Genomic DNA, 24,191 nt, shown 5'->3' with positions numbered 1-24,191 from the left:
AATTCACGCTGGTATGATAGGCGCCCACTAAGGAGACGCTATGTCCGGACTCACTCATTTCGATGCCGCCGGCGAGGCGCACATGGTCGATGTCGGCGCGAAGAGCGAAACGCGGCGGGTTGCCGTGGCGCGCGGCTCGATCGCGATGCTCGAAGGCACGCTCGCGCTGATCCGCGAAGGCCGCGCGAAAAAGGGCGACGTGCTCGGGGTCGCACGCATCGCGGCGATTCAGGGCGCGAAACGCACCGCCGATCTGATTCCGCTTTGTCATCCGCTGGCGCTCACGCGCGTCGCGGTGGATTTTTCCGTCGATGAAGCCCTGCCCGGTGTGCATTGCGAAGTGCGCGTGGAAACGGTCGGGCGAACGGGTGTCGAGATGGAAGCGCTGACTGCGGTGCAGGTCGGGCTGCTGACCATTTACGACATGTGCAAGGCGGTCGATCGGGGGATGGTCATCACCGATGTGAAGGTGATGGAGAAGCACGGGGGGAAATCGGGGGATTGGGTGGCGGGGGATCACGCGAAATGACGACCAAGGATTCAAGATAAATCAGACCGTGCGCAATATGCAGAGAGAGGCTTAGGAAGAGCCTCTCTGTCTTGTCCCCGAAAGCATGGAGACTTCTAAGCTTTCAGCCTCTTTTGATCTGTCCCAACAAGCTTCTCTCGGCCATCCGCACCTTGAATTGCTCGTGATCTGAGTCTCGCACCCACGGTAGTCTCGACTATTCGGTCAACGAGATTTTCAATCTTGTCTCGTTTCGAAATGACCATTTCGAAATGGCGAGCGATTTGCTCGAGATCCTTTTTTGTCTTGGCCACCGACTTGAGGTACGACTGGGCCTCATCCCGACTATCAAATGTGCTTAATTTTGTCGCCACAACATCTAGAGGAATCTCGCAAGTTTTGCGCGAGCTTGCAATGCGCCGGCGACTCAATTTGATCTGCATTTCGAATGCCGGATCGCCAAGTTTTTCCCGATCGCTTTCACTCAGCCTGTCCAATGCGACACGAATTTTACTCAGGATGGCTGTGTCCAAGTTTATTTCGTCACTCATCTTCGACAGCTCCCACAATCGCTTCAAATTCGTTGACGAAGTCTTTTATTTCACCGACGACTTGACTATGAGCCGGAGAATTATATTGATTCAAGACTACAGGGATTGAATGTTCGGGCGCTTCCGAGAACAAAGTTTTGTTTTCACGGAAGAAAGACTCAAAAACCGGTGTTCCACTGCGCTTTACGGTCGCCATATATTGGCGCTGAGCAGTAATCGGCTGGCCACCCATGAGTTGAATCATCGTAAAAACAACGCCAATGATGTCTGGCGCGATCGCCTCTTCATCGCCATCCATCTCAGAATACTCGTTGTATGCTCTTACCAATCCTCCGACGCTTCGCTGCAGGTAATCGATACCCAAGGTTGAGAGATAATCTGGCTTGGCTGGAATCAGTATTTTCTCAGCAGCGATAATTGCATTTTTTGTTACGATATTGAAGTTCGGCGGACAATCCAGCAAAACCACATCGTAATCCGACTCTTCCGCAAGTTCTTTCATTGCCCGGCGAAGCTGCCCGTGGATTTTCAGGTAGTTATTTTTTGATTGCTGGAGACTGGCTCCGCTTAGCAAAATTGCCAGTTCCAGATCGACATTCAATAGTCCAAGATGCGAGCATATGATGTCCAGCTTGCCGCCCTCTTTGCTCACCCACTTATTCACAGGCATTGGGGAGTACACAAAGTTTCTCAGCGAAGGAGGTTCTTTCCCATTGCTGATTGCGTCAAACCAAGACTTGATTGTGCAGTTCTTTTCGAGTACGTTATCCCAGAAATCTGGAGTGACGAACGAGAATGTCAAACTCGCCTGTGCGTCCATATCTAATACCAAAACCTTCTTTCCACGGAAAGCGAGTTCTGCTGCCAGATTGGAAGTTACTGTCGTCTTCCCGACGCCGCCTTTATAGTTGATAACTGCGACTATCTCCATTTCGCACCCCTGAGTTCCTTGATTATTGTTTAGGTCGCCTACGCCTCACCGCTCCCGATCAATGGTCTGATCATGGAGCGAGAGATACTATTGAGCCTTACGGGGTGATGTCAATCTTGTTTTTAGGCAGCAAATCGGGAAACTGGGTGTGACTTCACTACGGGCGAAATAAGCGGGATTGGGTGGCGGCGATCACATACCGCCCGCACCCTGACCGTTTCCCTCACTCCTCGTCATCCTCCGCGGCAGGCGTCTCGGTTTCCGCCGGCACGCCATACAGCTTCGCCAGATCCGCTTTGAACGACTCGAGCGGTTTGCCCGCCTCATCGATCAACTGATAGACGGCCGCAAGCTGCTTCGGCCAGTCATGCAACTGCATCGCGAAAATCTTGAGCCGCGCCATCGTGTCGAGCGCCTCGGCCTTCTGCCCGGCGAGCGCCTGCAGCACGGCATAGCGACGCAACACGGTCTCGCCCGGCAACAATGCAATCGCCTTCCGATGCGCCTCTAGCTTCTCCTCGACGTTCTGCGCGTTGATCGGCAAAAGCGTCGCCGCGCCGTACTCGCCCCACGCCGTGAACAGGAACGAAGGATTCTCGCGATACTGCTCTGCCGGCCGCGCGCCGTAATAAAGCACTTCGGCGCGGTTGTAATCGCGCATCGTCGGATAAAGAGCCGCGAGCCCGCCGAACACGAGCGCGACATAGACGCCATACGAAACCGGCCGCGCGACGAGCCGCAAAGGCCGCGTCTCCAACAGACCGATGATGAACATCGCTGGCATCAAGAAAAACATGTATTGCTGCGGATACTCGACGAGTGCGTGCATCATCAGCACGCCGAGCAGCGACAGCGCGAAAATGCGCGCCGGCGTCTGCGGTGCGCGCAGCACGCGAATCAGCCAGAACACGACACCCGCGACCAGAATCGCCACGCCGAGTGCGCCCGTCTTGGCGAGCAGGTCGATGAAAATGTCGTGTGCGTTATTCGCAATCTCCACGCCGCCAAGATCGCGCACGAGATCGAACTGATAGCGCGGAAACTCGCCCCAGCCGACGCCCAGCAGCGGATGAGTCTTGAACATCGTCCAGCCGTACTTCCACAGCGCGAGACGCGGCGCGATCTGGTTGGCGTCCTGCATGCGCTCCGCCGCCGATTGCGCGAGACCGAAGTCGTAGCGCACATTCGCCCAGCGCACGGCAGCATTCACGGCGAAAAACAGGATCGCAAGCAGGATCGGGACGATCCACGCTCGCACATCGCGCCGGCCCGGCCCGTCGAAGCCTTCCGATGCGATCGGGCGACCCAGAACGAAGGCCATCCAGAATCCGGCGACGACGATCACCGCCGTTTGCAGCCACGGCCCGCGCGACACCGTGAGCGCGAGCCCGAGCGAATACAGCGCCGACAGAATCAGCCACAGCACGACCGGCAGCCGCCGCGTCTGGACGAAATACAGCGCCGCCGCCAGCGCGAACGCGATGACGGTCGCGAGATGGTTCGCCTGCGCCATGTTGCCGAAGGGCCGCCTTTCGATCATCACGTTGTACGCGACCACGAAAGGCGTGAACTTCACTTCGAGATGCAGCAACTGCACGATCTGACAGAAGACCGCGAACAGGCCGCCGACCATCAGCGCGGCAGCGCCGACACGCAGCGTCTTCTCCGCAAGGCCCGCGCGCACGAATCCGAAGCCCGTATGCACCGCGACGAACGACGCAAGCAGAAAGGCGCCGCCGAGCCAGTTCATGGAAGGCTGCGCGACCGGCAACAGCACCGTCTGCGCGACGAGCAGCACGCCGAACGCGAGTGGCATCAGCGCGACGACCGGCGATGCGAACGGCACTTTCGGTTCGGATACGCGCACGAGCAGCGCGACCGTCGCGCCGAGCGCCAGATAGAGCGCAAGCGCGCTGTACTCGGCGTAGAAGGTCGGAATCGGATACGTGTGGTTGACGACCGCGAAAGGGAACGTCAACGCAAGGCATAGGACGGCAAAGCAGAGAAAGCGCGCGTATTGGGAGGGCATGAGGGACTGGGAACGTCGGCAACCGGCGCACTATACAAAACTTTGCCCCGGCTGTCCGGCGAACGGCCGTAATTGCTACGAAATCGCTGCCTTTCGTGCAAAAACGACGCGCGCGAAGGCGCGGCGGCGACGTAATTCCTGCCGCCGCGCTTCGCGCACTCTGCCCGCTTACGCACGGCACTCCGGCGGAGCCAGATTGGCGGGCAACGTCGGCACCTGCGCCGGCAGCGGCCCCGCGCCCGGCGCGGGCAGCGACGATGCAGTCTTCGCGCCCGCGAAGCACTCCCATGTCACCGACCCCGCCTGCACCGCGCCGCGACTGAGCGCGATGCGCGCGGTCGGCGTATCCGCGTTATCGGGTGTCGACGGCACGAGCACGAGCGTGTTCGATCCGGCCGCCGCTACGCGCGTCGAGTAGGCGATCGTGATTTGTCCCGTGTCGCTGTCGACGTGAATGGACTCCACGTTGCGCGTGCCCGGCGGCGATGCATAGCCGCCCGCGAGATCCGCGCCGCTCGCCGCATTCTCCGCCACCGCGAGCCGCGCCGACGCCGCGAGCGCCATGCCCTCGCCCACGCGGCTGCGCGCCAGATAATCCTGATACGCGGGTATCGCATACGCCGCGATCACGCCGACGATCGCAAGCACGATCATCAGTTCGATCAAGGTGAAGCCTCGCGAAAGCACTGCCTGCGCGCGCCCGGACCACCATGCACACCGCTTGCGCGGCACGCTCACATCACACACCATCGTCGTCATTGCTGCTCCCAGAAAGTCGAAAAGCCCCCGCCGCGCAATGCGGACAGACGCTTCGATCGTATTCAGAGAGGGAGACGACGGGCAGTCGGCCAAACGGCCTAGGAGAATTCAGCCCGCCGCACGATTGACATCGGCGAGTGCGCGGCGTCTGAGCAGCCAGCCCACCGCGATGACGAACAACGCGCCGGCAACGCGCGCCGCATAACCCACGGTCTCGGTATTGAGCGCGGGCCAGCGGTCGACGAACGGATCGTCGATGATGAGTCCGCCCGCGATCCATCCGAGCAAGCCCGCGCCGAGCAGCACGACGACAGGAAAGCGGTCGAGCAGCTTGAGCACCAGCGTGCTGCCCCACACGATCAGCGGAATGCTGACGATCAGGCCGAAGATCACCAGCGCAAGACGATGCCGCGGGTCCGCAGCCTCGGCCGCGCCCGCGATCGCGATCACGTTGTCGAGGCTCATCACCGCGTCGGCGATGATGATCGTCTTCACCGCCGCCCACAGCCGGTCCGATGCACTGATGTGATGCTCGTCGTGGTCCGGCTGCATCAGCTTCACGCCGATCCACAGGAGCAGCACGCCGCCGACGAACTTGAGGAACGGCACGTCGAGCAGCATGACCGCGAAGGCGATCAGCACGACGCGCAACAGGATCGCGCCGAGCGTACCGAGCACAATGCCGCGCGTGCGCTGCTGATCAGGCAGATTGCGGCACGCGAGCGCGATCACGACAGCGTTGTCGCCGCCGAGCAGGATGTCGATCACGATGATCTGAACGACCGCGCCCCAATGGAGCGTCGAAAAGAATTCAAGCATGAGGCAAAAAGAAAAAAGCGAGGAAGCAGCGCTCCCTCGCTTTGATTTACTTATACGAAAGGAATCAGTAAGAGTACCAAACCCTCGCGTATCTTGCCCGCATCGATCAGAGAACCGACTTCAGCAGACGAGCCATTTCCGACGGGTTCTTCGTGACCTTGATGCCGCACGCGTCCATGATTTCGAGCTTGGCGTCAGCCGTGTCCGCGCCGCCCGAGATCAGCGCGCCAGCGTGGCCCATGCGCTTGCCCGGAGGCGCCGTCACGCCCGCGATGAAGCCGACGACCGGCTTCTTCATGTTGTCCTTGATCCAGTAAGCGGCGTTCGCTTCGTCCGGACCGCCGATCTCGCCGATCATGATGACGGCGTCCGTGTCCGGATCGTCGTTGAACATCTTCATCACGTCGATGTGCTTGAGACCGTTGATCGGATCGCCGCCGATGCCCACCGCCGACGACTGGCCGAGGCCGAGCGCCGACAACTGGCCGACCGCTTCGTACGTCAGCGTGCCCGAACGCGACACGACACCGATGCGGCCTTTCTTGTGGATGTGGCCCGGCATGATGCCGATCTTCAGCTCGTCCGGCGTGATCGTGCCGGGGCAGTTCGGTCCGAGCAGCAGCGTCTTGCGGTTTTCGCGGCGCATGCGGTCCTTGATTTCCAGCATGTCGCGAACGGGAATACCTTCCGTGATGCAGATCGCGAGATCGAGATCGGCTTCGACGGCTTCCCAGATCGCGGCCGCGGCGCCTGCCGGCGGCACGTAGATCACGGAAACGGTCGCGCCGGTTTCAGCCTTCGCTTCCTTCACCGATGCGTAGATGGGAATGCCTTCGAAGTCTTCGCCGGCCTTCTTCGGGTTCACGCCCGCGACGTACGCTTCGCGGCCGTTCGCATACTCGCGGCACGCGCGCGTGTGGAACTGGCCGGTCTTGCCGGTAATGCCCTGCGTGATGACCTTCGTGTCTTTGTTGATCAGAATCGACATGTAGTGACCTCTGTTCGTTTGGCGTCGCTATATGAGCACAGCGCCGCCATTCGTATCTGGTGGAACGCTCTCTTAGGCAGGCAAGCGAATGCGCTTACTTGCCTTCGGCTGCCGCGACGACCTTCTGAGCGGCTTCTTCCATGCTGTCGGCCGAAATGATCGGCAAGCCCGAGTCCGCCAGCATCTTCTTGCCGAGGTCTTCGTTCGTGCCCTTCATGCGCACGACGAGCGGCACCTTCAGGTCCACTGCCTTCGACGCCACGATCACGCCTTCCGCGATCACGTCGCAGCGCATGATGCCGCCGAAGATGTTCACCAGAATCGCCTTCAGGTTCGGATTCTTGAGCATCAGCTTGAACGCTTCGGTCACCTTCTCCGTCGTGGCGCCGCCGCCGACGTCGAGGAAGTTGGCCGGCTCGCCGCCGAACAGCTTGATGGTGTCCATCGTCGCCATTGCGAGGCCTGCGCCGTTCACGAGACAGCCGATGTTGCCGTCCAGCGAGATGTACGCGAGGTCGAACTTCGACGCTTCGACTTCAGCCGGATCTTCTTCGTCCAGATCGCGATACGCGACGATTTCCGGATGACGGAACAGCGCGTTCGAATCGAAGTTGAACTTGGCGTCGAGCGCGATGACCTTGCCGTCGCCGGTCACGATCAGCGGGTTGATTTCCGCGAGCGATGCGTCGGTTTCGAAGAACGCCTTGTAGAGACCCTGAAGGATCGCGCGCGCCTGCGGGATCGATGCATCGGGGATGCCGATCTTGCGTGCGAGGTCATCGGCGTCCTTGTCCTGCAGACCCGTCGACGGCTCGACGGCGAACTTGTGCAGCAGTTCCGGCGTCTTTTCCGCGACTTCCTCGATATCCATGCCGCCTTCGCTCGACGCCATCACGACGATCTTCTGCGAAACGCGGTCGAGCACGAGACCGACGTACAGTTCCTTCTTGATGTCCGCGCCTTCTTCGATCAGCAGGCGATTCACCTTCTGGCCTTCCGGGCCGGTCTGGTGCGTGACGAGCTGCATGCCGAGGATCTGGTTCGCGTATTCGCGGACCTGCTCGATCGACTTCGCGACCTTCACGCCGCCGCCCTTACCGCGGCCGCCGGCGTGAATCTGCGCCTTGACGACCCAGACCGGGCCGCCAAGCTCTTCCGCGGCCTTGACCGCATCGTCCACCGAGAACACGGGCTTGCCGCGCGGGACCGCGACGCCGAACTTCCGCAGGATTTCCTTACCCTGGTACTCGTGAATCTTCATGCGTGATTCCTTCAGTCTGAGAGTTGGAGTGAACTTCTGTTTGCTTGAACCGCTGATTCTTCGATTCTTTATTGGAATGCCGTGCGTGCGCGCAAGCGGTGCTTACACGCATCGAAGCGGATCATGTCTCCGGCCTGTCTTGTGCCTTTGTGCCGGTTTCCGTCTGTGTGGTCTGTTCTGCAGGTGTGTAGCCGAACCAGCGCGGATAAAACTCCTGGACCGCGGGCCCGTCGAAACGCAATGCGTGGCAACGGCCGAGCTGAAACGGCGGCTCGTCCTGCGGTGCGTTTGCTTCGTTGGCTTGCTTGAAAGGATTGCCGTCTTCGATCTTCCAGACGTCGCCGGCGAATGCCTGGACGGCAGCGGTCGGAAGGACGCCGCACAATTCGGTGAGATGCGTGCAGCCGGCCGTCCCGCGCAGCACCTTGTTGGCTTCGCGGCGAAAACTCTGGAGCAGATTGAGGCCGATGAGCTTGCGATACGCGGAATTGGACTCGGCGCACAGACCGCCATACGGCGACCAGTCGGACGCCGCCTCGACGTCGACGATGGTGAGCTTGCGGTCGATGGTGATGCGCAGCCAGAGTTCATGGATCGGCAGGCCGTGTAGCCGGACACCCGTCGTGAGCGGGAAGTCGCGCGGCTTCTCATCGGTTAGACAGGCTTCGATATCCCAGAGGCCGTCATCACGCTCGAACGCTTCCAGCCGAATCGCGCGACGGTGGCGCAACTGTCGGGGAGCGGGAGGCGAGAGAGGCATGCTGGAAGTGAGCCGGTACGGGAAAACCGTGGAATTTTAGCATATTGGGTATTTCGAGCCGGGCATGCGCTTGCCGAATGGCACGCGCGTGCGGGAATGGCGGAAATTCTGCGATCAGTCGCCGACGAATTCGTCGTTGAAGTCTTCGTCGCCACCCTTGAGGATTTTGCCGATGGTGCCGCCGGAGAAACCGCGCGCGGCCAGAAAGCGCGCCTGCTTGGCCCGCTCAGCGGGCGTTTCGGGCAGCACGCCGTATTTCTTCTCCCAGACCGCCTGGGCACGCGCGGTTTCGGATTGCGCGAGCTTGTCGGCGGTTTCGCCGATGAGTTCGTCGCCGACGGCATGGCGCTTCAGTTCGCTGATGATCCTGCTGCCGCCCATGCGCGAGGCCCGCCGATGCACGACGCTTTCGACGAAACGCTGGTTCGAGAGCCAGCCATCGCGCTCGAGGCTGTCGAGCAGGTTTTCGAGCGAATCCGCTTCTTCGACGTATGGCCGCAGCTTCCTGGACAGCTCCGCGCGGCTGTATTCGCGACGCGAGAGAAACGCAAGCGCACGCCCTTTGAGCGAGCGTTGCGGGCGTTTGGGGTTGTTGGCTTCGTTTGCCGGCGTCTTGCGCTTGCGCTGGCTGGAACGGCTGTAGACCGATTCGTCCGATGCGCTCGGCGCGGCCGCAACGGGCGCGCATTGTTCGAAGGGCTCGAAGGGATCGGCGTCTTCGAACGGGTCTGAGAAGGAAGCGGAGTCTGGCTGGATGGCACTGTTCGAAGCACGCTCGGCCTTCGGCTGCTCGGCTGCCTGTTTCATCAAGGCGCGCGCCTGCTCGAGGCGCGCCGTTCGATCGCTCGCGTTGCCCTGCTCGTCGATACGGCGGGCGCTCGAATCGACATCCGCATCGGCAGACTCAAAAACGCGACGCGCCGACGCAAAAGGCTTCGCGTCGGCGCGTTTCTTACTACTGCGCGCGAATCCGCCCTGCTTCGACGATGCACCACGCCGTTCGCTGCTTCGTTCGTAGCGATCGGCAGATTCGGAACTGTCGCCAGTTCCTTCATCCGCCGTATCAGCCTTCGATCGGGACCGGCGCGTCTGCATCGTCCTTCAGGCTCAGCGTTTACTCGCCGTCGGCCGTTGCGGCGCCCGCGACGACCGCCTCGCCCAATGCGGCCACACCCAGCGATTCGCGAATCTTGTTCTCGATCTCGCGCGCGATGTCCGGATTCTCGCGCAGGAATTCGCGCGCATTGTCCTTGCCCTGACCGATGCGATCGCCGTTATAGCTGTACCAGGCGCCCGCTTTGTCGACCAGCTTGGCCTGCACGCCGAGATCGATGATTTCGCCCTGACGCGAGATGCCTTCGCCGTAAAGGATGTCGAAGATGGCTTCGCGGAACGGCGGCGACACCTTGTTCTTCACGACCTTCACGCGCGTCTCGTTGCCGATGACTTCATCGTTCTTCTTGATCGAACCGATGCGGCGGATATCCAGACGCACCGACGAGTAGAACTTCAGCGCGTTGCCGCCCGTGGTGGTTTCCGGGTTGCCGAACATCACACCGATCTTCATGCGGATCTGGTTGATGAAGATGACGAGACAGTTCGTGCGCTTGATCGAGCCGGTGAGCTTGCGCAGCGCCTGCGACATCAGACGCGCTTGCAGACCCGGCAGCGAGTCGCCCATTTCGCCTTCGATTTCGGCCTTCGGCACAAGCGCCGCGACCGAGTCGATGACGATCATGTCGATGGAGCCCGAGCGCACCAGCGCGTCCACGATTTCGAGCGCCTGCTCGCCCGTGTCCGGCTGCGAGATCAGCAGTTCCGGCACGTTCACGCCGAGCTTGCCCGCGTATTGCACGTCGAGCGCGTGTTCCGCGTCGATGAACGCCGCCGTGCCGCCGAGCTTCTGCATCTCCGCGACCACTTGCAGCGTGAGCGTGGTCTTGCCCGACGACTCCGGACCGTAGATTTCCACGACCCGGCCACGCGGCAAGCCGCCGACGCCGAGCGCGATGTCCAGTCCGAGCGAGCCGGTGGAGACCACCTGAATGTCTTCGACTGCCTCACCTGCGCCGAGCCGCATGATCGACCCTTTGCCGAATTGCTTTTCGATCTGCGAGAGCGCGGCGGCCAGGGCCTTGCTCTTGTCCGCAGTCATTCCAGCCGGGCCTTTCTTGCTTTCTTCCATGAATCGTCCTTTGCTATGATGAACGGCGTCTGAGGCAGTGTTCACGGGCTTTTCGACTGCTCTTTGAGCTTCTCGAAAGCCGCCGTTACACTCACGCAGACACTGTATAAAAAAACAGTAGTTTTTGCAAGCTGTGTATGGCGTGGCGCTGCTTTTTTTCCACGTCGCGCAAGCCGCGCAAAAACCACGAAACACCTGGAGACCGCCGCGCCGGGCGACGAATCGTGCCGGCAATGCCGATGCGCTTCATCGCGCATGCATGGCGTACAAAGGCGCACACGACGATGCGAATCCTCATTGCCGAAGACGACAGCATACTCGCGGACGGTCTCGTCCGATCACTCCGCCAATCGGGATACGCCGTTGACCATGTGAAGCATGGCGTCGAGGCGGACACCGCCCTTTCCTTGCAGACGTTCGACCTGCTGATCCTCGATCTCGGCCTGCCGCTCATGCCCGGACTCGAAGTCTTGCGACGTCTGCGCGCACGCAATTCGCAGATGCCCGTGCTGATCCTCACTGCCGCCGACAGCGTCGACGAACGCGTGAAAGGCCTCGATCTCGGCGCCGACGACTACATGGCCAAGCCCTTCGCGCTCAACGAGCTCGAAGCGCGCGTGCGGGCGCTGACGCGGCGTGGCGCGGGCGGCGGGCCGACCGTCGTGAAGCACGGCTCGCTCTCCTTCGATCAGGTAGGGCGGATAGCTACGATCGGCGATCAGGTCATCGATCTCTCCGCGCGCGAGCTCGGCGTGCTCGAAGTGCTGCTGCAGAGAACCGGCCGGCTCGTGTCGAAGGAACAGCTCGTCAATCATCTGTGCGAGTGGGGCGAGGAAGTCAGCAACAACGCGATCGAAGTCTACGTGCATCGGCTGAGGAAGAAGATCGAGCCGAGCGGCGCGAAGATCATCACGGTACGCGGTCTCGGTTACACGCTGGAGAAGGCCGTGGCGCCGTCCAACGGCACAAACGGTACGGGTACGCACCCGTCCGGCGAAACCGCCAGCCATCATTAAGTGAAGCCGCATGGCGTCGCACGCAACCACGGAACCTCATCGCAAGACGGAAGCGAACGCCGATTCCGACGCCGAACGCGACGCCCGCTACGCCAATCCCTTCGCGCCGCCCGACGAGCTCGAGCCCGACGACGAAGCGCATCCGCGCTCGCTCTTCGGCGAGATTCTCGACTGGATGCTCGCGCCGCTCCTGCTTCTCTGGCCGATGAGCATCGCGGTCACCTATCTGGTCGCGAAGTCCATCGCGAACGGCCCGTTCGACCGCGCGCTCGAAGCCGATGCCTACGTGCTCGCGCGCCAGATCCAGCCGGTCAACGGCGTAGCCGAGCTGCGCCTGCCCGACGCGACGCGCGATTTTCTGCGCGCCGATAACGTCGATCGCGTGTTCTTTCAGGTGCTCGGCACGCGCGGCGAGCTCGTCGGCGGGGACCGCGACATGCCGCTGCCGCACGACGACGACCGGCCTCAGCCGGGCATCGTCGAATTTCGCGACGATGTGCTGCGCGGTAACGATATCCGCGTCGCGTACACGACCGTCGATGTGCCCGGCCTCGCGCCCGGACGCGATCCCGACATTACGCAGCCGGTGCTCGTGCAGGTCGCCGAGACGCTCGACAAGCGCAGCCAGCTCGCCAACGACATCATCAAGGGCGTGATCCTGCCGCAGTTCGTGATCCTGCCGCTCGCGATCATCCTCGTGTGGTTCGGGCTGTCGCGCGGGCTCGCGCCGCTGCATGCGCTGCAGTCGAACATCCGCGCGCGCCGTCCCGACGATCTCTCGCCGCTCGAAGCGGGACGCGCGCCGCCGGAGATCGCGCCGCTCGTCGCGTCGTTCAACGATCTGCTGACGCGCCTCGAACAGAACATGGAGTTCCAGAAGCGCTTCATCGCCGATGCCGCACATCAGATGAAGACGCCGCTCGCGGGCCTGCGCATGCAGGCGGAACTGGCGATGCGCCAGGATGTATCGACGGAAGTGCAGCGCTCGCTCGAACAGATCGCAACGAGTTCCGAGCACGCGGCGCGGCTCGTGACGCAATTGCTCGCGCTCGCGCGCGCGGAGAACCGTGCGACGGGGCAGATCTTTTCGCGCATCGAACTGACGACGCTCGCGCGGCTCGCCGTGCGCGACTGGGTGCAGGCCGCGCTCGCGAAGCGCATGGACCTGGGCTATGAAGAGCCGCCGTTTCCGGTCGATGTGGAAGGCAACGTCGTGATGCTGCGCGAGATGCTGTCGAACCTGATCGACAACGCGATCCGCTACACGCCCGCCGGCGGGCGCATCACCGTGCGCGTGCGGACCGACGACGACGATCTCGACCTCGTTCACCTCGAAGTGGAAGACACCGGTCCCGGCATTCCGGCGGCGGAGCGCGGGCGCGTGGTCGAGCGTTTCTATCGCATTCTCGGGCGCGAGGGCGACGGTAGCGGCCTCGGACTTGCGATCGTCAAGGAGATCGCGGCGATGCACGGCGGCGCGCTCGTGATCGAGGACCATGTATATCAGGAGAGTCCGCGGCTGACCGGAACCCTTGTCCGCGTAAGCTTGCAGCGGGTTTTTCCTGCCCGGGACAAACCCTGAGCGCAAGCGTCGCGCGTTTTTCGTCAGCGTGCGCGAAGAGCGAACTTAGACGAATTTAAGCGATCGTTCGAATCAGCTTTACCGCAATATCGCGCAGTTCAGGTTTTTCGACGTGTCAATGTCCGACGCGCTACGCGTCAGAACGCCGTAAGTTTTCGTTCCAATAATCCATGCACCGGAGCCGCGTTGCCGCGGACCGTCGTATTCGAAAATCAAATCAGGAGACGATACATGGCTACGGTTGAGGGGCGCGTTTCGCACGCACCGATGACGTCGGAGGAGAAGAAAGTCATCTTCGCTTCGTCGCTCGGCACGGTGTTCGAATGGTATGACTTCTATCTGGCGGGCTCGCTCGCCGTCTATATCAGCAAGACGTTTTTCTCCGGCGTCAATCCGACGGCCGGCTTCATCTTCACCTTGCTCGGCTTCGCGGCGGGCTTCGCGGTGCGTCCGTTCGGTGCGATCGTGTTCGGGCGGCTCGGCGACATGGTCGGGCGCAAGTACACGTTCCTCGTGACGATCGTGATCATGGGTCTGTCGACGTTCCTGATCGGCTTCTTGCCGGGCTACGCGACGATAGGCATCGCGGCGCCGGTCATCTTCATCGCGATGCGACTCCTGCAAGGCCTCGCGCTCGGCGGCGAGTATGGCGGCGCGGCGACGTACGTTGCGGAGCATGCGCCTTCGAACAAGCGCGGCGCGTGGACCGCATGGATTCAGACGACGGCGACGCTCGGCCTCTTCATCTCGCTGATCGTGATTCTCGCGGTGCGCACGATCATGGGCGAAGAACAGTTCGGCGCGTGGGGCTGGCGCATTCCGTTCCTGGTGTCGATCCTGCTGCTCGCGATCTCCGTGTGGATCCGGATGAAGCTGCACGAATCGCCGGTGTTCGAGCGCATCAAGGCTGAGGGCAAGACGTCGAAGGCGCCGTTGACGGAAGCGTTCGGCGAGTGGAAGAACCTGAAGATCGTGCTGCTCGCGCTCTTCGGCCTGACGGCAGGCCAGGCGGTCGTGTGGTACACGGGCCAGTTCTATTCGCTCTTCTTCCTCACGCAGACGCTCAAGGTCGATGGCACCAGCGCGAACATCATGGTCGCCGTGGCGCTCTTGATCGGCACGCCGTTCTTCGTGTTCTTCGGGTCGCTGTCGGATCGTATCGGCCGCAAGCCGATCATCATGGCGGGCTGTCTGATCGCCGCGTTGAGCTTCTTCCCGCTCTTCAAGGCGCTCGCGCACTACACGAACCCGACGCTCGAAGCCGCGACGCAGAAGTCGCCGATCGTCGTCATCGCCAATCCCGACGAATGCTCGTTCCAGTTCAATCCGGTAGGCACGTCGAAGTTCACGTCGTCGTGTGATATCGCGAAGAGCGCGTTGTCGAAGGCCGGTCTGAACTATGAGAACGTGGCGGCGCCCGCGGGCACGCTCGCGCAGATCAAGGTGGGCGAGACGGTGGTCAACACGTATGACGGCAAGGCCGCCGATGCGAAGGCGCAAGGCGCGGCGTTCGACAAGACGCTGTCTGGAACGCTGAAGAGCGCGGGCTATCCGCCAAAGGCTGACCCGGCGCTGATCAACTGGCCGATGGCGATCGTGATCCTGACGATACTCGTGATCTTCGTGACGATGGTGTACGGCCCGATCGCGGCGATGCTCGTCGAGATGTTCCCGGCGCGGATCCGCTATACGTCGATGTCGCTGCCGTATCACATCGGCAACGGCTGGTTCGGCGGCTTCCTGCCGGCGACGGCGTTCGCGATCGTCGCAGCCAAGGGCGATATCTACTCGGGCTTGTGGTATCCGATCGTGATTGCGCTCGCGACTTTTGTGATCGGCATGTTGTTCGTGAAGGACACGAGGAAATCGAATGTCTATCACGAGGATTGATTCAGGGCGGGGTTGGCGGCGCTTTTAACAAATCGCGTAGAAGGGGTTGACAGCCCGTTCGACGCTCGCCATAATCTCGTCTTCTTTCGGCGAATTAGCTCAGTCGGTTAGAGCGACGGAATCATAATCCGCAGGTCCGGGGTTCGAGTCCCTGATTCGCCACCAGCTTCAAGAAAAAGCCGCTGTTCCAAAAGGACAGCGGCTTTTTTGTCGTCGAATGCCGGTAATGCGCCTGGAATGGTGCGTTACGCGCCTAAATTTTAGATGCGGCCGGTTTTCGCAAGTCGGGTGCTACACGCCACTGTTACCTTATCAAGTGGAGCACACCCCAATGAAGCACCCCTACCTCACCACCCGCGCCGATTCATCGAACTATTACTTCCGTCGCAAAATTCCGGTTCCGCTGCGTGCGCATCTGAAGCGAAGCGACTTCTGGCTGAGTCTCGAAACGCCTATCAAGGAGCTGGCCGTCGCCCGGCTCACGGCAGCGGCGCTGGAATACGAGTGCTTGGTGGCACCGGCGCGTGCTGCCGCCGTCGCGGCAGCAGAAGAAGAGACTTGGCTGCCACACGGCCTGCGGGCTGCCAGCGAACACGAGCCGCATCCGTATCACCCGACTGTCCAGCCGCTCGGCACGACCCGCGTCGTCGCGTTGCACATTCCGCGTCTGGTTGAGCTCTACAAAGCGAATGCGTTGAGCAACGACGAGGAGTTCCGCCCGACCCTGTTTGACGATGCACCCGCCGTTGAGCACGATGGGACCCGCTATGACGACGAGGCCCATGAGGCTGTTCTGCAAGCGGCGCGCAAACAGCTGCGGCGTGCCCGGGCGGCCAACGACCTGTCGTCGGTGCGCGAATCGGTCGAGGAGCACCTCACGTGGGAACGGGCTTGGGCGCCGGCCGACTCCCCTGTCTTCACCGAACTGCTGCTGGCGATTGCCGACGCGCAACTCGCAGTCGTCGAAGAGGAACTTCGGCGTCTTGAGGGCGAGGTCAAGCCGACGCCGGAGTTCATCCCACTCGTCGACCAGGACGACACTTGGGACGCCGCACTGGCCGGCTGGAAGGTCGCTCGGCAACCGGCGCAGAAGACCGTCGACGACGTCGAACGACAAATTGAGCGCTTCAAAGCTCATGTGGGCGACGTACCCTTGTCTGTCCTGACCGCCGACCATATCGAGAACTTCAAAGTGCTCTGCCTGACGAGCGACAAGCTCGAGCACAGCCGCGTCAACACGATTCTGTCGCTGCTCTCCCCGCTTGTCAGTCACGCCATTGCCAAGAAGCTGACTGCCCTGGTGGTGAATCCCTTCAAGGGCATGAAATACGCCGACAAGGTCGTGCAGACGCACCGAAAAACCGTGCGCACGGCTTTCACGGTGGACGAGCTCCAGAAGATTTTCAGCTCGCCGGTCTACACGCGCGGACACCGCCCCAAAAAAGGCGGCGGCGATGCCGCCTACTGGGTTCCCCTGATTGGGCTGCATGCTGGCGCGCGCGTCGAGGACGTGTGCCGGCTCACCGCCGCTGATATTGTGCAACGTGATGGCGTGTGGTGCTTTCACCTGCATGACAGTAAGCGCGAGAGTCGCACCGGCACGCGCAATGTGATGCGCTACGTCCCAGTTCACCGCAATCTGCTCGAACTGGGCTGGCTCGACTACGTTGAGGGTTGCCGCGCGGCCGGTCACGCGGAATGGCTCTTCCCTGACCTTTCCGTCAATCAGTACGACAAGCGCGGCGCGGTGTTTTCGAATTGGTTCAACGAATACCTCCGGACAACCGTCGGCATCATGGACCCCGCCCTGGTGTTTCACAGCTTCCGCCACACGTTCCAGGCCTATGGCGAGCTGTCCGGCATCAGCGCTCAGGTCATTGACGAGCTCATCGGGCATGCGCCGGACAGCCGGTACGGGCGAAAAGAAGCCGGTGTCAAACGCTTGCCTTTCGAGCTTCTCACGCCGGCGATGGAACGTCTCGACTTCCCGAACTTGCAACTGGGACACCTGCCTTACGCAGGCCGTGCGTAGTACCTGCCCATGCCTAAGCCCAAAAGAGTCCGTTTACAGATTGCAGCGGCCGGCCGCTCACGTGGCCGGCTTTACCACAATGTACGAACTTGCGATTTTGTATAAACTGGCTCGCTGCAGGTTTTAAAAAGAGTTTCTTCGAATTTAAGAGAGTTCTCTAAAAACCAAGAAAAAAGAGTCTTCTTACAGAGGAGGGACTTTCCTCCTTTGGCATCTAGGAGGAAGATGCGAAGTGACACAGCAACCACAAGCAATTTCTTTCTCACAATGGCAGGGCTGGAGCCACTAGCCAGGTTTCCAACCATGCGTATCTGGCCGATGTCGAGAGACACACTTTATCTCTAGTGAGAGACGCATCAGTCGGTCAGGACCGCGACGTCAGGCTTGGTAGCAGTTGGACCACGAGACTGTCATACACAAATTTGGAACCCACCAACTATGGGTCAATCACTTGAAAAACCGGCAAATGAAGACCTCAACGGACGGAGCCACAAGTAGCCTCCAGCTTCGCCCTAGCGCACAGCCTTGACACTCCCCGCTCAGAATCGGGATGCCTATTGGCAGTCCGTTGTTGTCTGGCTGCCGTATCGGTACGAATTGCAGTGCACTACCGGACTCGGAGCTACCACTGCGGCCCGTTGCGCAGCGGCCGCTTGCGCTTGCAACGCTTGCGCTTGCTGCAACTGTGCTGTTGCAGCAAGCGCCCCGAGAACTTGGGAGCGGGTCTCCTGTGCTGCTTGTCCTCCATTCGCAAGACTCGCAATCAAATCCTGCCGAATCTCCTCGGCATTTCCTGGCTGTGCCTGCATGGCAGCGCAATAGCGGTCGACGCGCCCACTCACATCACTCATTCGTTGAAAGTGAGGCTCTATCGCATCGCACCAGCCTGCGTACCATCGAGCATCCCTCGCGCCCCGATTCAGTGCGGCGAACTCCCGGCCATCCGCGGCCGCGTTTCGATATGCATTCACGCGACCGTCGAAGCCGACGCCTTCAATTGCGCACGCGGCTAGAGTCGTAGACGCAGCGACTGCCGCAATCCAGCGAAGATACTTCATTACCGTAGTCGTCATGGTTCAAGTCATCGTTGTACCCACCCGAAAATAACGACCCCGCGACGCAATTCTTTAGAAATTCAGGTTGCGAGCACTCGTAGCAGCATCATGGACCGCATCACGGAGGAAGGCAGTCTCCTCCACTGGTCCGTACAAAGCAAAGGGCATGTTGTTGACCACGGCCCGGTAACGGTCACCATAAGACCAGTGCCACCATTCAGACGGGTAATTCACAAAGCCTGCTGCCGACATCGCCGTGAACAAGACGGTGCGGTTCTTCGCAGCCTCTCGAGTGATGAACGAGCTATCGGTGTAGCAGGCGCCAGAAGACTCCGCATCGTTAGCGTTGACCACACTGCCCATCTCCACGTGCCTGCCGTCGGCGAATTGCAACGTCAGGTCCAGCGCTGCCCCGGCAGGGTGTCCGCCAACATCAGGAGGGGCGACCCATTTGCTCACCATCTCATAGAGTGCCGCCTCATCTACATAAGCATGGGCCTCTCGGAGAGTTGCGGTGTAATCGTCGAAGTACTTACGTTGAACCTCTAGCGGTCGATAACCTTCGACTACGAGCAGTTGGTACTCACGCGGAAGAAGTCGCGCGGCCGCCACTAGACGCTGGGCAACATCGGCTCTTACCCAAGAAAAATAGCCACTGCGGCTTGTAATCAGTTGCCGGCTCGAATCGACCGCAATCCTGCCATCAAGCCCCGAAATATTCACGAACGGCTCGTCGCCATCGATGCAGTTCATTTTCTTTATCGTGGGGTGCGAGAGGGTCAGCATTCAGACTCCTTGGTTATGGCTGGCAAGCGGCACGCGTTTGAGGAGTATGAAGGATTGCATTAGGCACAGGTCGAGTCAATCAACGCTAGGATAGGGCTGCATTTGATGACAAGCATCCGGACGTGTATCACCGCACTCATCTGCGACAAGAGAAGCTCTCGACAGGAAAGCGAGCCCAATCAAATTGTTCCAAACAGAGCGGGGGGTCGGTCGTGGAATGTCTGTGTCACGATGCGTAGCGCGTGGGTGAGTTCCTCGCAGGACGAAGCGCATGCCAGGTTGACACGTGACTTTGGCGAAAATATCTGTTCAGATGACTGAGGCACTCATCGTTTGAGATGAGTGCCTCAGCATTAGCTTTTAGTAGCTATTCTCTACTGCAACGCTGGTCCCGAAACCATTCAACTTGCGATGGCTTGACCGTCGCGTCGATGGTCGGAGCCAGCGACGTACGCCGACAGCCCACCCTCCGTCGGCAACCTCTCAATCAATTGCGCTGACCCGAAGTCAAGACTGTTGAAGTCAAGCATGGTAGGCGTATGCCCCATCGCTCTGAGTTCATCCGCAACGGACGGAGCTACAGTCGGCTCGAGGGTAAGGTCAGCGTTGTCGTTGATACGCCAACGCGGCGCATCGGAGCATGCCTGGGGGTTGTCGCCCTCGAGCACCCGGCGCATCACCATCTGCGTATGACCTTGAGCCTGCATGTTGCCGCCCATGACGCCAAATGCCATCACCGGCGCCCCGCCCTTGGTCATGAAGGCTGGGATGATGCTGTGCAAAGGCTTCTTGTTCCCATCGACCTGATTTGCATGACCCGGCGTCGTGACGAAACCAGACCCGCGGTTGTGGAGAGAAATCCCCGTGTTGGGAACCACCACGCCCGAGCCGAAGCCGCGATAGTTCGATTGAATGAAGGACACCATCATTCCGTTCTTGTCAGCAGTGCACAGATACACGGTGCCACCGCTGCCGGGCTTGCCGGGACCATGATTGCCCGCGCGACGGAAGTCGATTTCTTTCGCACGCAACTTCAGATAGTCCGGGTCGAGCAGGTCCGAAGCCCGGACAGTCATATGCGCTGGGTCTGCGACGTATGCCTGCAGGTCAGCGAAGGCGAGGCGCATTGCCTCAATTTCCAAATGCATCCGTTGCGCAGAGCCCTTCTTGAACTCTTCAAGCGGAAGCTGCTCGAGAAGTCCGATTGCTATCAGGGCCGCCAAGCCTTGGCCGTTCGGCGGAATCTCATGAATCTCGTGGCCTCGGAACTGTGTGGAGATGGGGGTCACCCACTCCGCTTCGTGATTGGCGAGGTCGGCCGTGTTGAGCGCGGCCCCATGCTCCCTCGCGAAATCGGCGATGGCCTGCGCCAATCGCCCTTTGTAGAAGGACTCGCCTCTGCTTCGAGCAATCTCTTCGAGCGTTTGCGCCTGAGCCCCGAAGCTCCAGATTTCACCGGCCTTCGGCGCTCGACCGCCTGGCATGAAATCGGTGAAGCCTGGATAGGTATGCAAGTCCTTGACCGATTGCTCCCATTGCCGCGAGATGACCGGACTGACCGGGAAGCCGTCACGCGCATGGCGGATGGCGTCGACGAAAAGGTCCTCGAAGGGCAATGAGCCGAATCGCTCCGAAAGTGCGACCCATCCGGCGACCTGGCCCGGAACGGTTACGCTCTCCCAGCCCCGCATCGGCATTGCTTCCAGACCTTTGAAGCGCTCGGGCGTCCAGGCCGCCGGCGAACGGCCCGAACTGTTCAGGCCGTTAAGGCGTTGACCGTCCCAGACCAGGGCGAATGCATCGCCGCCGATTCCATTCATTACCGGCTCGACAACCGTCAGCGTGATGGCTGCCGCCAAAGCGGCATCGACCGCGTTTCCGCCGCGCAAGAACGCGGCCGCGCCAGCTTGAGCTGCGAGGGGTTGGGATGTCGACACCACGTTTCGACCGAGGACCGGCTGCCGACCTGATGTGTAAGGAAGTTCGATGTTCATGGCTTAGACCGTCTTGAGAACAGAACGGATGACTTCGAGGAAGCGCTCGGCATCTGCCGCGGAGAACACGAGCGGCGGACGAATTTTCAGCACGTTGCCATTGAAGCCGGTCGCGGATATGAGCACGCGGCGATTTCGCATCTCGCCGACAATAGCCGCGGCGCGAGCCTTGTCCGCCTCTTTCGACGCCTTGTCCCTCACGATTTCGACGCCGATGTAGAGACCCGCACCGCGAACGTCGCCGACGATGGCGCTTTCCTTCGCGATGCTGTTGAGACCGTCGAGCAGCACCTTACCGACGCGGGCTGCATTCTCTTGAAGCCCTTCTTCCTTGATGACAGACAGCACAGCCCGCGCTGCAGCCATCGCAACGGTGTTGCCGCCGAAGGTGTTGAAGTAACGCATGTCGCGGCCGAACTCGTCGACCACATCGTGGCGTACGCCGATGCCCGCCACGGGATACCCGTTGCCCATCGGCTTGCCCATCGTAATGATGTCCGGGTCGATGCCATGACGCTGGTAGCCCCACATCTTGTCGCCCGTGCGCGCGAAGCCGCTCTGCACTTCATCTGCCACGAAGAGTCCGCCAGCCTTGTGAACGACATCGATGACGGGCTTCAGTACATCGACGGGATGCGAATAGATACCGTCCGACGTGAACAGCGAGTCAACGACGAACGCGGCCAGACCGTCGCCGTGCCGCTCGAGGTCGTCGATTTTCGCCTGTACGTGGTCAGCGAGCCACTGGCCCAGGTTCGCAGGGTCGATGCGGTACGAGTCCGGCGCCGGCACGCGGCGCACCCATGTGCCAAGCGGTGAGTATTCGCCAAGCGACGGCGAGAAGGCGGCCGTCGCATCGGAATTGCCGTGGTAAGCCTCGGACGTGACGATGACACCTTGCTTGCCGGTGTGGTGCTTGGCAATGCGCAGCGCCAGGTCGTTTGCTTCCGAACCCGTGCAGGTGAAGATGGTGTGGCCCGTATCGCCAATCGTGCCGCCAAAGGTCGGGCGAAGCGCTTCCGCGTACTCCAGGATGTTCGGGTGGAGGTAGCGGGTGTGCGTGCACAACGTCTTCATCTGCTCGGAAATCGCTTCGACCACCTTCGGATGCCCGTGACCGACTGACACGACATTGTTGTACGCGTCGAGATATTCGTTTCCGTGGCTGTCCCAGAGCTTAACCCCTTCGCCTCGTACAAAGTCGACAGGCTCGGAATAGAACAAACGGTAGGACGGTCCGAGCAGTCGCGCGCGCTGCTCTACCATCTTGCGCGTGACCGGTTCCAGCTTTTCTGCCGACTGCGGGTCGAACGAGTTGTTCATTTTCCCGCGTGCTTTGATGACTTCACTCATACCGTCCTCTACGAAGAATGGGTTCAATTTTGGTGATTAGGGCAGAAGCGTCGCGGACACTTCATCGACGGTCCGTGACAGGAACCAGTCGAGCTGACCCCAGCCCTGCTCGGTGTTGCGCATGATGTAGGCGGCGTTCTCAGGAAACTGCTTTACCCGCCATAGGGTGATGAGCGCTCTCGCCACCACGCGCGACATAGTGAGATGCGGAATCAAAAGCAGTTCTTGCTCAGTGAGCTCAGCGATGCTGAGGTAGCCGCGTAGTACATCTCGACCATGTGCAAAGACGTCATCGACCGGATTCTCTCGGGCGTCCCGCGGCAACTGATTCAGAAGTGCCGTCGACACGTCAATCGCAACCGCGGTGCGTACCGAGTCGCCGAAATCGATGATGCCGGTCACGAACTCCGAAAGTTCGTGATCCACCACGATGTTCGACTTGCTGAAGTCGTTGTGCAGTACCTGCCGGCGCAGCTTCGCAATCTGGGGAGCCAAGGCTTCGTATCGCCCCATGCCCTGCTCAAGCTGCCGACGCTGCTCGGGGTTCTCGACGCCCTCGAGCAGCGGTGCCAGATTGAGAAGGTGCTGAACATCCCACGCAAGCACTCGCGACTCACCGGGATGCGTAAAGTCTTCGAGCGCATATCGCATGCGAGCCAGAATTTCGCCGACCTTCTCCCGCTCTTGGGCGTTTGAGCCAGTGCTGTCGAGCGGTGTGCCTTCCGCATACGTCATCAGTCGCGCAATGCGGCGTTGACCTGCCTGGTCTTCGATGTAGCGATGAAGGCGTCCTTGACCGTCTGCGATAACTCGAGGGACCGGGACCTCCGGGTCACGGTCTTCGATGTGCACCATCATCGCGACTTGAAAGTCGATTTCGGACTCGTCTTCGCTCGGATTTGCGACCTTCAGAATGAACTTGCGCCCGTCATCAACGTTGATTCGGAACGTGTCGTCCTTCTCGGTCGCAAACTTCGTTGCCGTACCGCGAATGCCATAGACCTCTGCAGCAAGCGAAGATGCCTCATTCGGCTCCATCGATATATATGCTGCGGCCAGACCACCCTCACTAGAAACGTCGAGTACAGACATATCTTTTTATCCGTTAAGCATGGCAAGTAACCGATTGTCGATTGGCAACAATCGAGCAGCACGCCCGGAAGCCGGGCGCAAGCACACAGTTACTTGCTGTAGGCCGCCGTCAAGGAGTTGTAGCTCTCGGGGTTAAAGAAGGACTCACCTGCGTTGTAGGCGCGGCCAGGACTCATATCCGGTTTTTCGCCTTGCTCGCGCGTGCCGTCAAACGTGAATTCGAGCAGCACGCCGTTCGGGTCGTAGATGAAGAACTGCCAGATGGCGCCGCCGGGGACTTCGTTCTCACGCCAGTCCACTCCGTACTTTTTCACGTTGGCGAGCACGTCGTGATAGCCGACAGCGCTGAGCGAAACGTGGTCGATGGCGGCTGTTCCAACAGCCACACTGTCGCCGCCCGCAAGCGCGGGCTCACCGGCGTAGATGTGGATGATGGGCTTGCCCGTCGGACCCGGCACGCCGAGCCATGCGCCCGGGAATTTGAATTTCGGGCGGTCGAACTCCTTGAGGCCCACCACCTTGGTGTAGAAGTTGACGGTAGCCTCGAGGTCGGCGGTCTTGATGGCAATATGGAAAAGCTCGAAAACAATCATGTCTGCT

At 60.6% G+C, this 24,191-nt stretch carries 21 protein-coding genes and 1 tRNA gene; 6 read left to right on the top strand and 16 right to left on the bottom strand.

The window, feature by feature from the left end; genetic code table 11:
- The first annotated feature begins 40 nt into the window (after positions 1-40).
- Entirely contained in the window at positions 41-529 is a 489-nt protein-coding gene (gene moaC, locus AWB74_RS21355; RefSeq protein ID WP_061148728.1) for a cyclic pyranopterin monophosphate synthase MoaC, read from the top strand.
- A gap of 95 nt (positions 530-624) precedes the next feature.
- On the opposite strand, the gene AWB74_RS21350 is transcribed toward moaC, so the two are convergent.
- The 11 genes from AWB74_RS21350 to AWB74_RS46470 form a co-directional block, all read right to left on the bottom strand.
- Positions 625-1,041, bottom strand: coding sequence for a hypothetical protein (locus AWB74_RS21350; RefSeq protein WP_143749293.1), 417 nt, complete (start codon positions 1,039-1,041; stop codon positions 625-627).
- Between the two features lie 10 nt (positions 1,042-1,051).
- Positions 1,052-1,990 (bottom strand): ParA family protein, encoded by a 939-nt coding sequence (locus AWB74_RS21345; RefSeq protein ID WP_061148726.1) that lies wholly within the window; start codon positions 1,988-1,990, stop codon positions 1,052-1,054.
- A 223-nt stretch (positions 1,991-2,213) separates the two neighbouring features.
- Complete coding sequence (locus AWB74_RS21340; RefSeq protein WP_061148725.1) at positions 2,214-4,019, bottom strand: PglL family O-oligosaccharyltransferase; 1,806 nt, start codon at positions 4,017-4,019, stop codon at positions 2,214-2,216.
- Positions 4,020-4,187: 168 nt separating this feature from the next.
- Positions 4,188-4,778, bottom strand: a complete 591-nt coding sequence (locus AWB74_RS21335; RefSeq protein WP_096032026.1) for a pilin — start codon at positions 4,776-4,778, stop codon at positions 4,188-4,190.
- A 108-nt stretch (positions 4,779-4,886) separates the two neighbouring features.
- The gene (locus AWB74_RS21330) at positions 4,887-5,597 is read right to left on the bottom strand and encodes a TerC family protein (protein ID WP_061148724.1); all 711 of its coding nucleotides are present in this window, start codon (positions 5,595-5,597) and stop codon (positions 4,887-4,889) included.
- A 106-nt stretch (positions 5,598-5,703) separates the two neighbouring features.
- Positions 5,704-6,585 (bottom strand): succinate--CoA ligase subunit alpha, encoded by an 882-nt coding sequence (sucD, locus tag AWB74_RS21325; RefSeq protein WP_061148723.1) that lies wholly within the window; start codon positions 6,583-6,585, stop codon positions 5,704-5,706.
- A 94-nt stretch (positions 6,586-6,679) separates the two neighbouring features.
- Positions 6,680-7,861 (bottom strand): ADP-forming succinate--CoA ligase subunit beta, encoded by a 1,182-nt coding sequence (gene sucC, locus AWB74_RS21320; RefSeq protein ID WP_309243196.1) that lies wholly within the window; start codon positions 7,859-7,861, stop codon positions 6,680-6,682.
- Positions 7,862-7,967: 106 nt separating this feature from the next.
- Entirely contained in the window at positions 7,968-8,606 is a 639-nt protein-coding gene (locus tag AWB74_RS21315) for a DUF2889 domain-containing protein (RefSeq protein WP_061148722.1), read from the bottom strand.
- Positions 8,607-8,720: 114 nt separating this feature from the next.
- Positions 8,721-9,413: a recombination regulator RecX gene (gene recX / locus AWB74_RS21310; protein ID WP_407642455.1), complete on the bottom strand. Its 693-nt coding sequence runs from the start codon at positions 9,411-9,413 to the stop codon at positions 8,721-8,723.
- A gap of 307 nt (positions 9,414-9,720) precedes the next feature.
- Entirely contained in the window at positions 9,721-10,791 is a 1,071-nt protein-coding gene (gene recA, locus AWB74_RS21305; protein ID WP_061148720.1) for a recombinase RecA, read from the bottom strand.
- Between the two features lie 91 nt (positions 10,792-10,882).
- Entirely contained in the window at positions 10,883-11,041 is a 159-nt protein-coding gene (locus AWB74_RS46470) for a hypothetical protein (RefSeq protein WP_160110303.1), read from the bottom strand.
- Between the two features lie 34 nt (positions 11,042-11,075).
- Between AWB74_RS46470 and AWB74_RS21300 the strand changes: the two genes are divergently transcribed.
- From AWB74_RS21300 to AWB74_RS21280, 5 genes are all read left to right on the top strand, one after another.
- Complete coding sequence (locus AWB74_RS21300) at positions 11,076-11,807, top strand: response regulator transcription factor (protein ID WP_061148775.1); 732 nt, start codon at positions 11,076-11,078, stop codon at positions 11,805-11,807.
- Between the two features lie 10 nt (positions 11,808-11,817).
- A complete protein-coding gene (locus tag AWB74_RS21295) occupies positions 11,818-13,389 on the top strand; it encodes a sensor histidine kinase (RefSeq protein WP_061148719.1) in 1,572 nt (523 codons plus the stop codon).
- A gap of 231 nt (positions 13,390-13,620) precedes the next feature.
- The gene (locus tag AWB74_RS21290; protein WP_061148718.1) at positions 13,621-15,279 is read left to right on the top strand and encodes an MFS transporter; all 1,659 of its coding nucleotides are present in this window, start codon (positions 13,621-13,623) and stop codon (positions 15,277-15,279) included.
- 88 nt (positions 15,280-15,367) lie between these two features.
- Positions 15,368-15,444, top strand: a tRNA-Met gene (locus tag AWB74_RS21285).
- Between the two features lie 166 nt (positions 15,445-15,610).
- Positions 15,611-17,311 (top strand): site-specific integrase, encoded by a 1,701-nt coding sequence (locus tag AWB74_RS21280; protein ID WP_061148717.1) that lies wholly within the window; start codon positions 15,611-15,613, stop codon positions 17,309-17,311.
- 1,127 nt (positions 17,312-18,438) lie between these two features.
- Here the strand turns inward: AWB74_RS21280 and AWB74_RS21270 are convergent.
- From AWB74_RS21270 to AWB74_RS21250, 5 genes are all read right to left on the bottom strand, one after another.
- Positions 18,439-19,152: a M15 family metallopeptidase gene (locus tag AWB74_RS21270; RefSeq protein ID WP_061148715.1), complete on the bottom strand. Its 714-nt coding sequence runs from the start codon at positions 19,150-19,152 to the stop codon at positions 18,439-18,441.
- Between the two features lie 401 nt (positions 19,153-19,553).
- Positions 19,554-21,146: a gamma-glutamyltransferase family protein gene (locus AWB74_RS21265; RefSeq protein WP_061148714.1), complete on the bottom strand. Its 1,593-nt coding sequence runs from the start codon at positions 21,144-21,146 to the stop codon at positions 19,554-19,556.
- A 3-nt stretch (positions 21,147-21,149) separates the two neighbouring features.
- A complete protein-coding gene (locus AWB74_RS21260; protein WP_087039135.1) occupies positions 21,150-22,469 on the bottom strand; it encodes an aspartate aminotransferase family protein in 1,320 nt (439 codons plus the stop codon).
- Positions 22,470-22,535: 66 nt separating this feature from the next.
- A complete protein-coding gene (locus AWB74_RS21255) occupies positions 22,536-23,591 on the bottom strand; it encodes a phosphotransferase (protein ID WP_200822009.1) in 1,056 nt (351 codons plus the stop codon).
- 89 nt (positions 23,592-23,680) lie between these two features.
- The gene (locus AWB74_RS21250) at positions 23,681-24,184 is read right to left on the bottom strand and encodes a VOC family protein (RefSeq protein ID WP_061148712.1); all 504 of its coding nucleotides are present in this window, start codon (positions 24,182-24,184) and stop codon (positions 23,681-23,683) included.
- Positions 24,185-24,191: the final 7 nt, after the last annotated feature.

Source organism: Caballeronia arvi (assembly GCF_001544695.2).
Taxonomy (GTDB): Bacteria; Pseudomonadota; Gammaproteobacteria; order Burkholderiales; family Burkholderiaceae; genus Caballeronia; species Caballeronia arvi.
The sequence above is the reverse complement of the archived record's forward strand: the minus strand, read 5'-3'. Positions and strand labels throughout refer to the sequence as shown.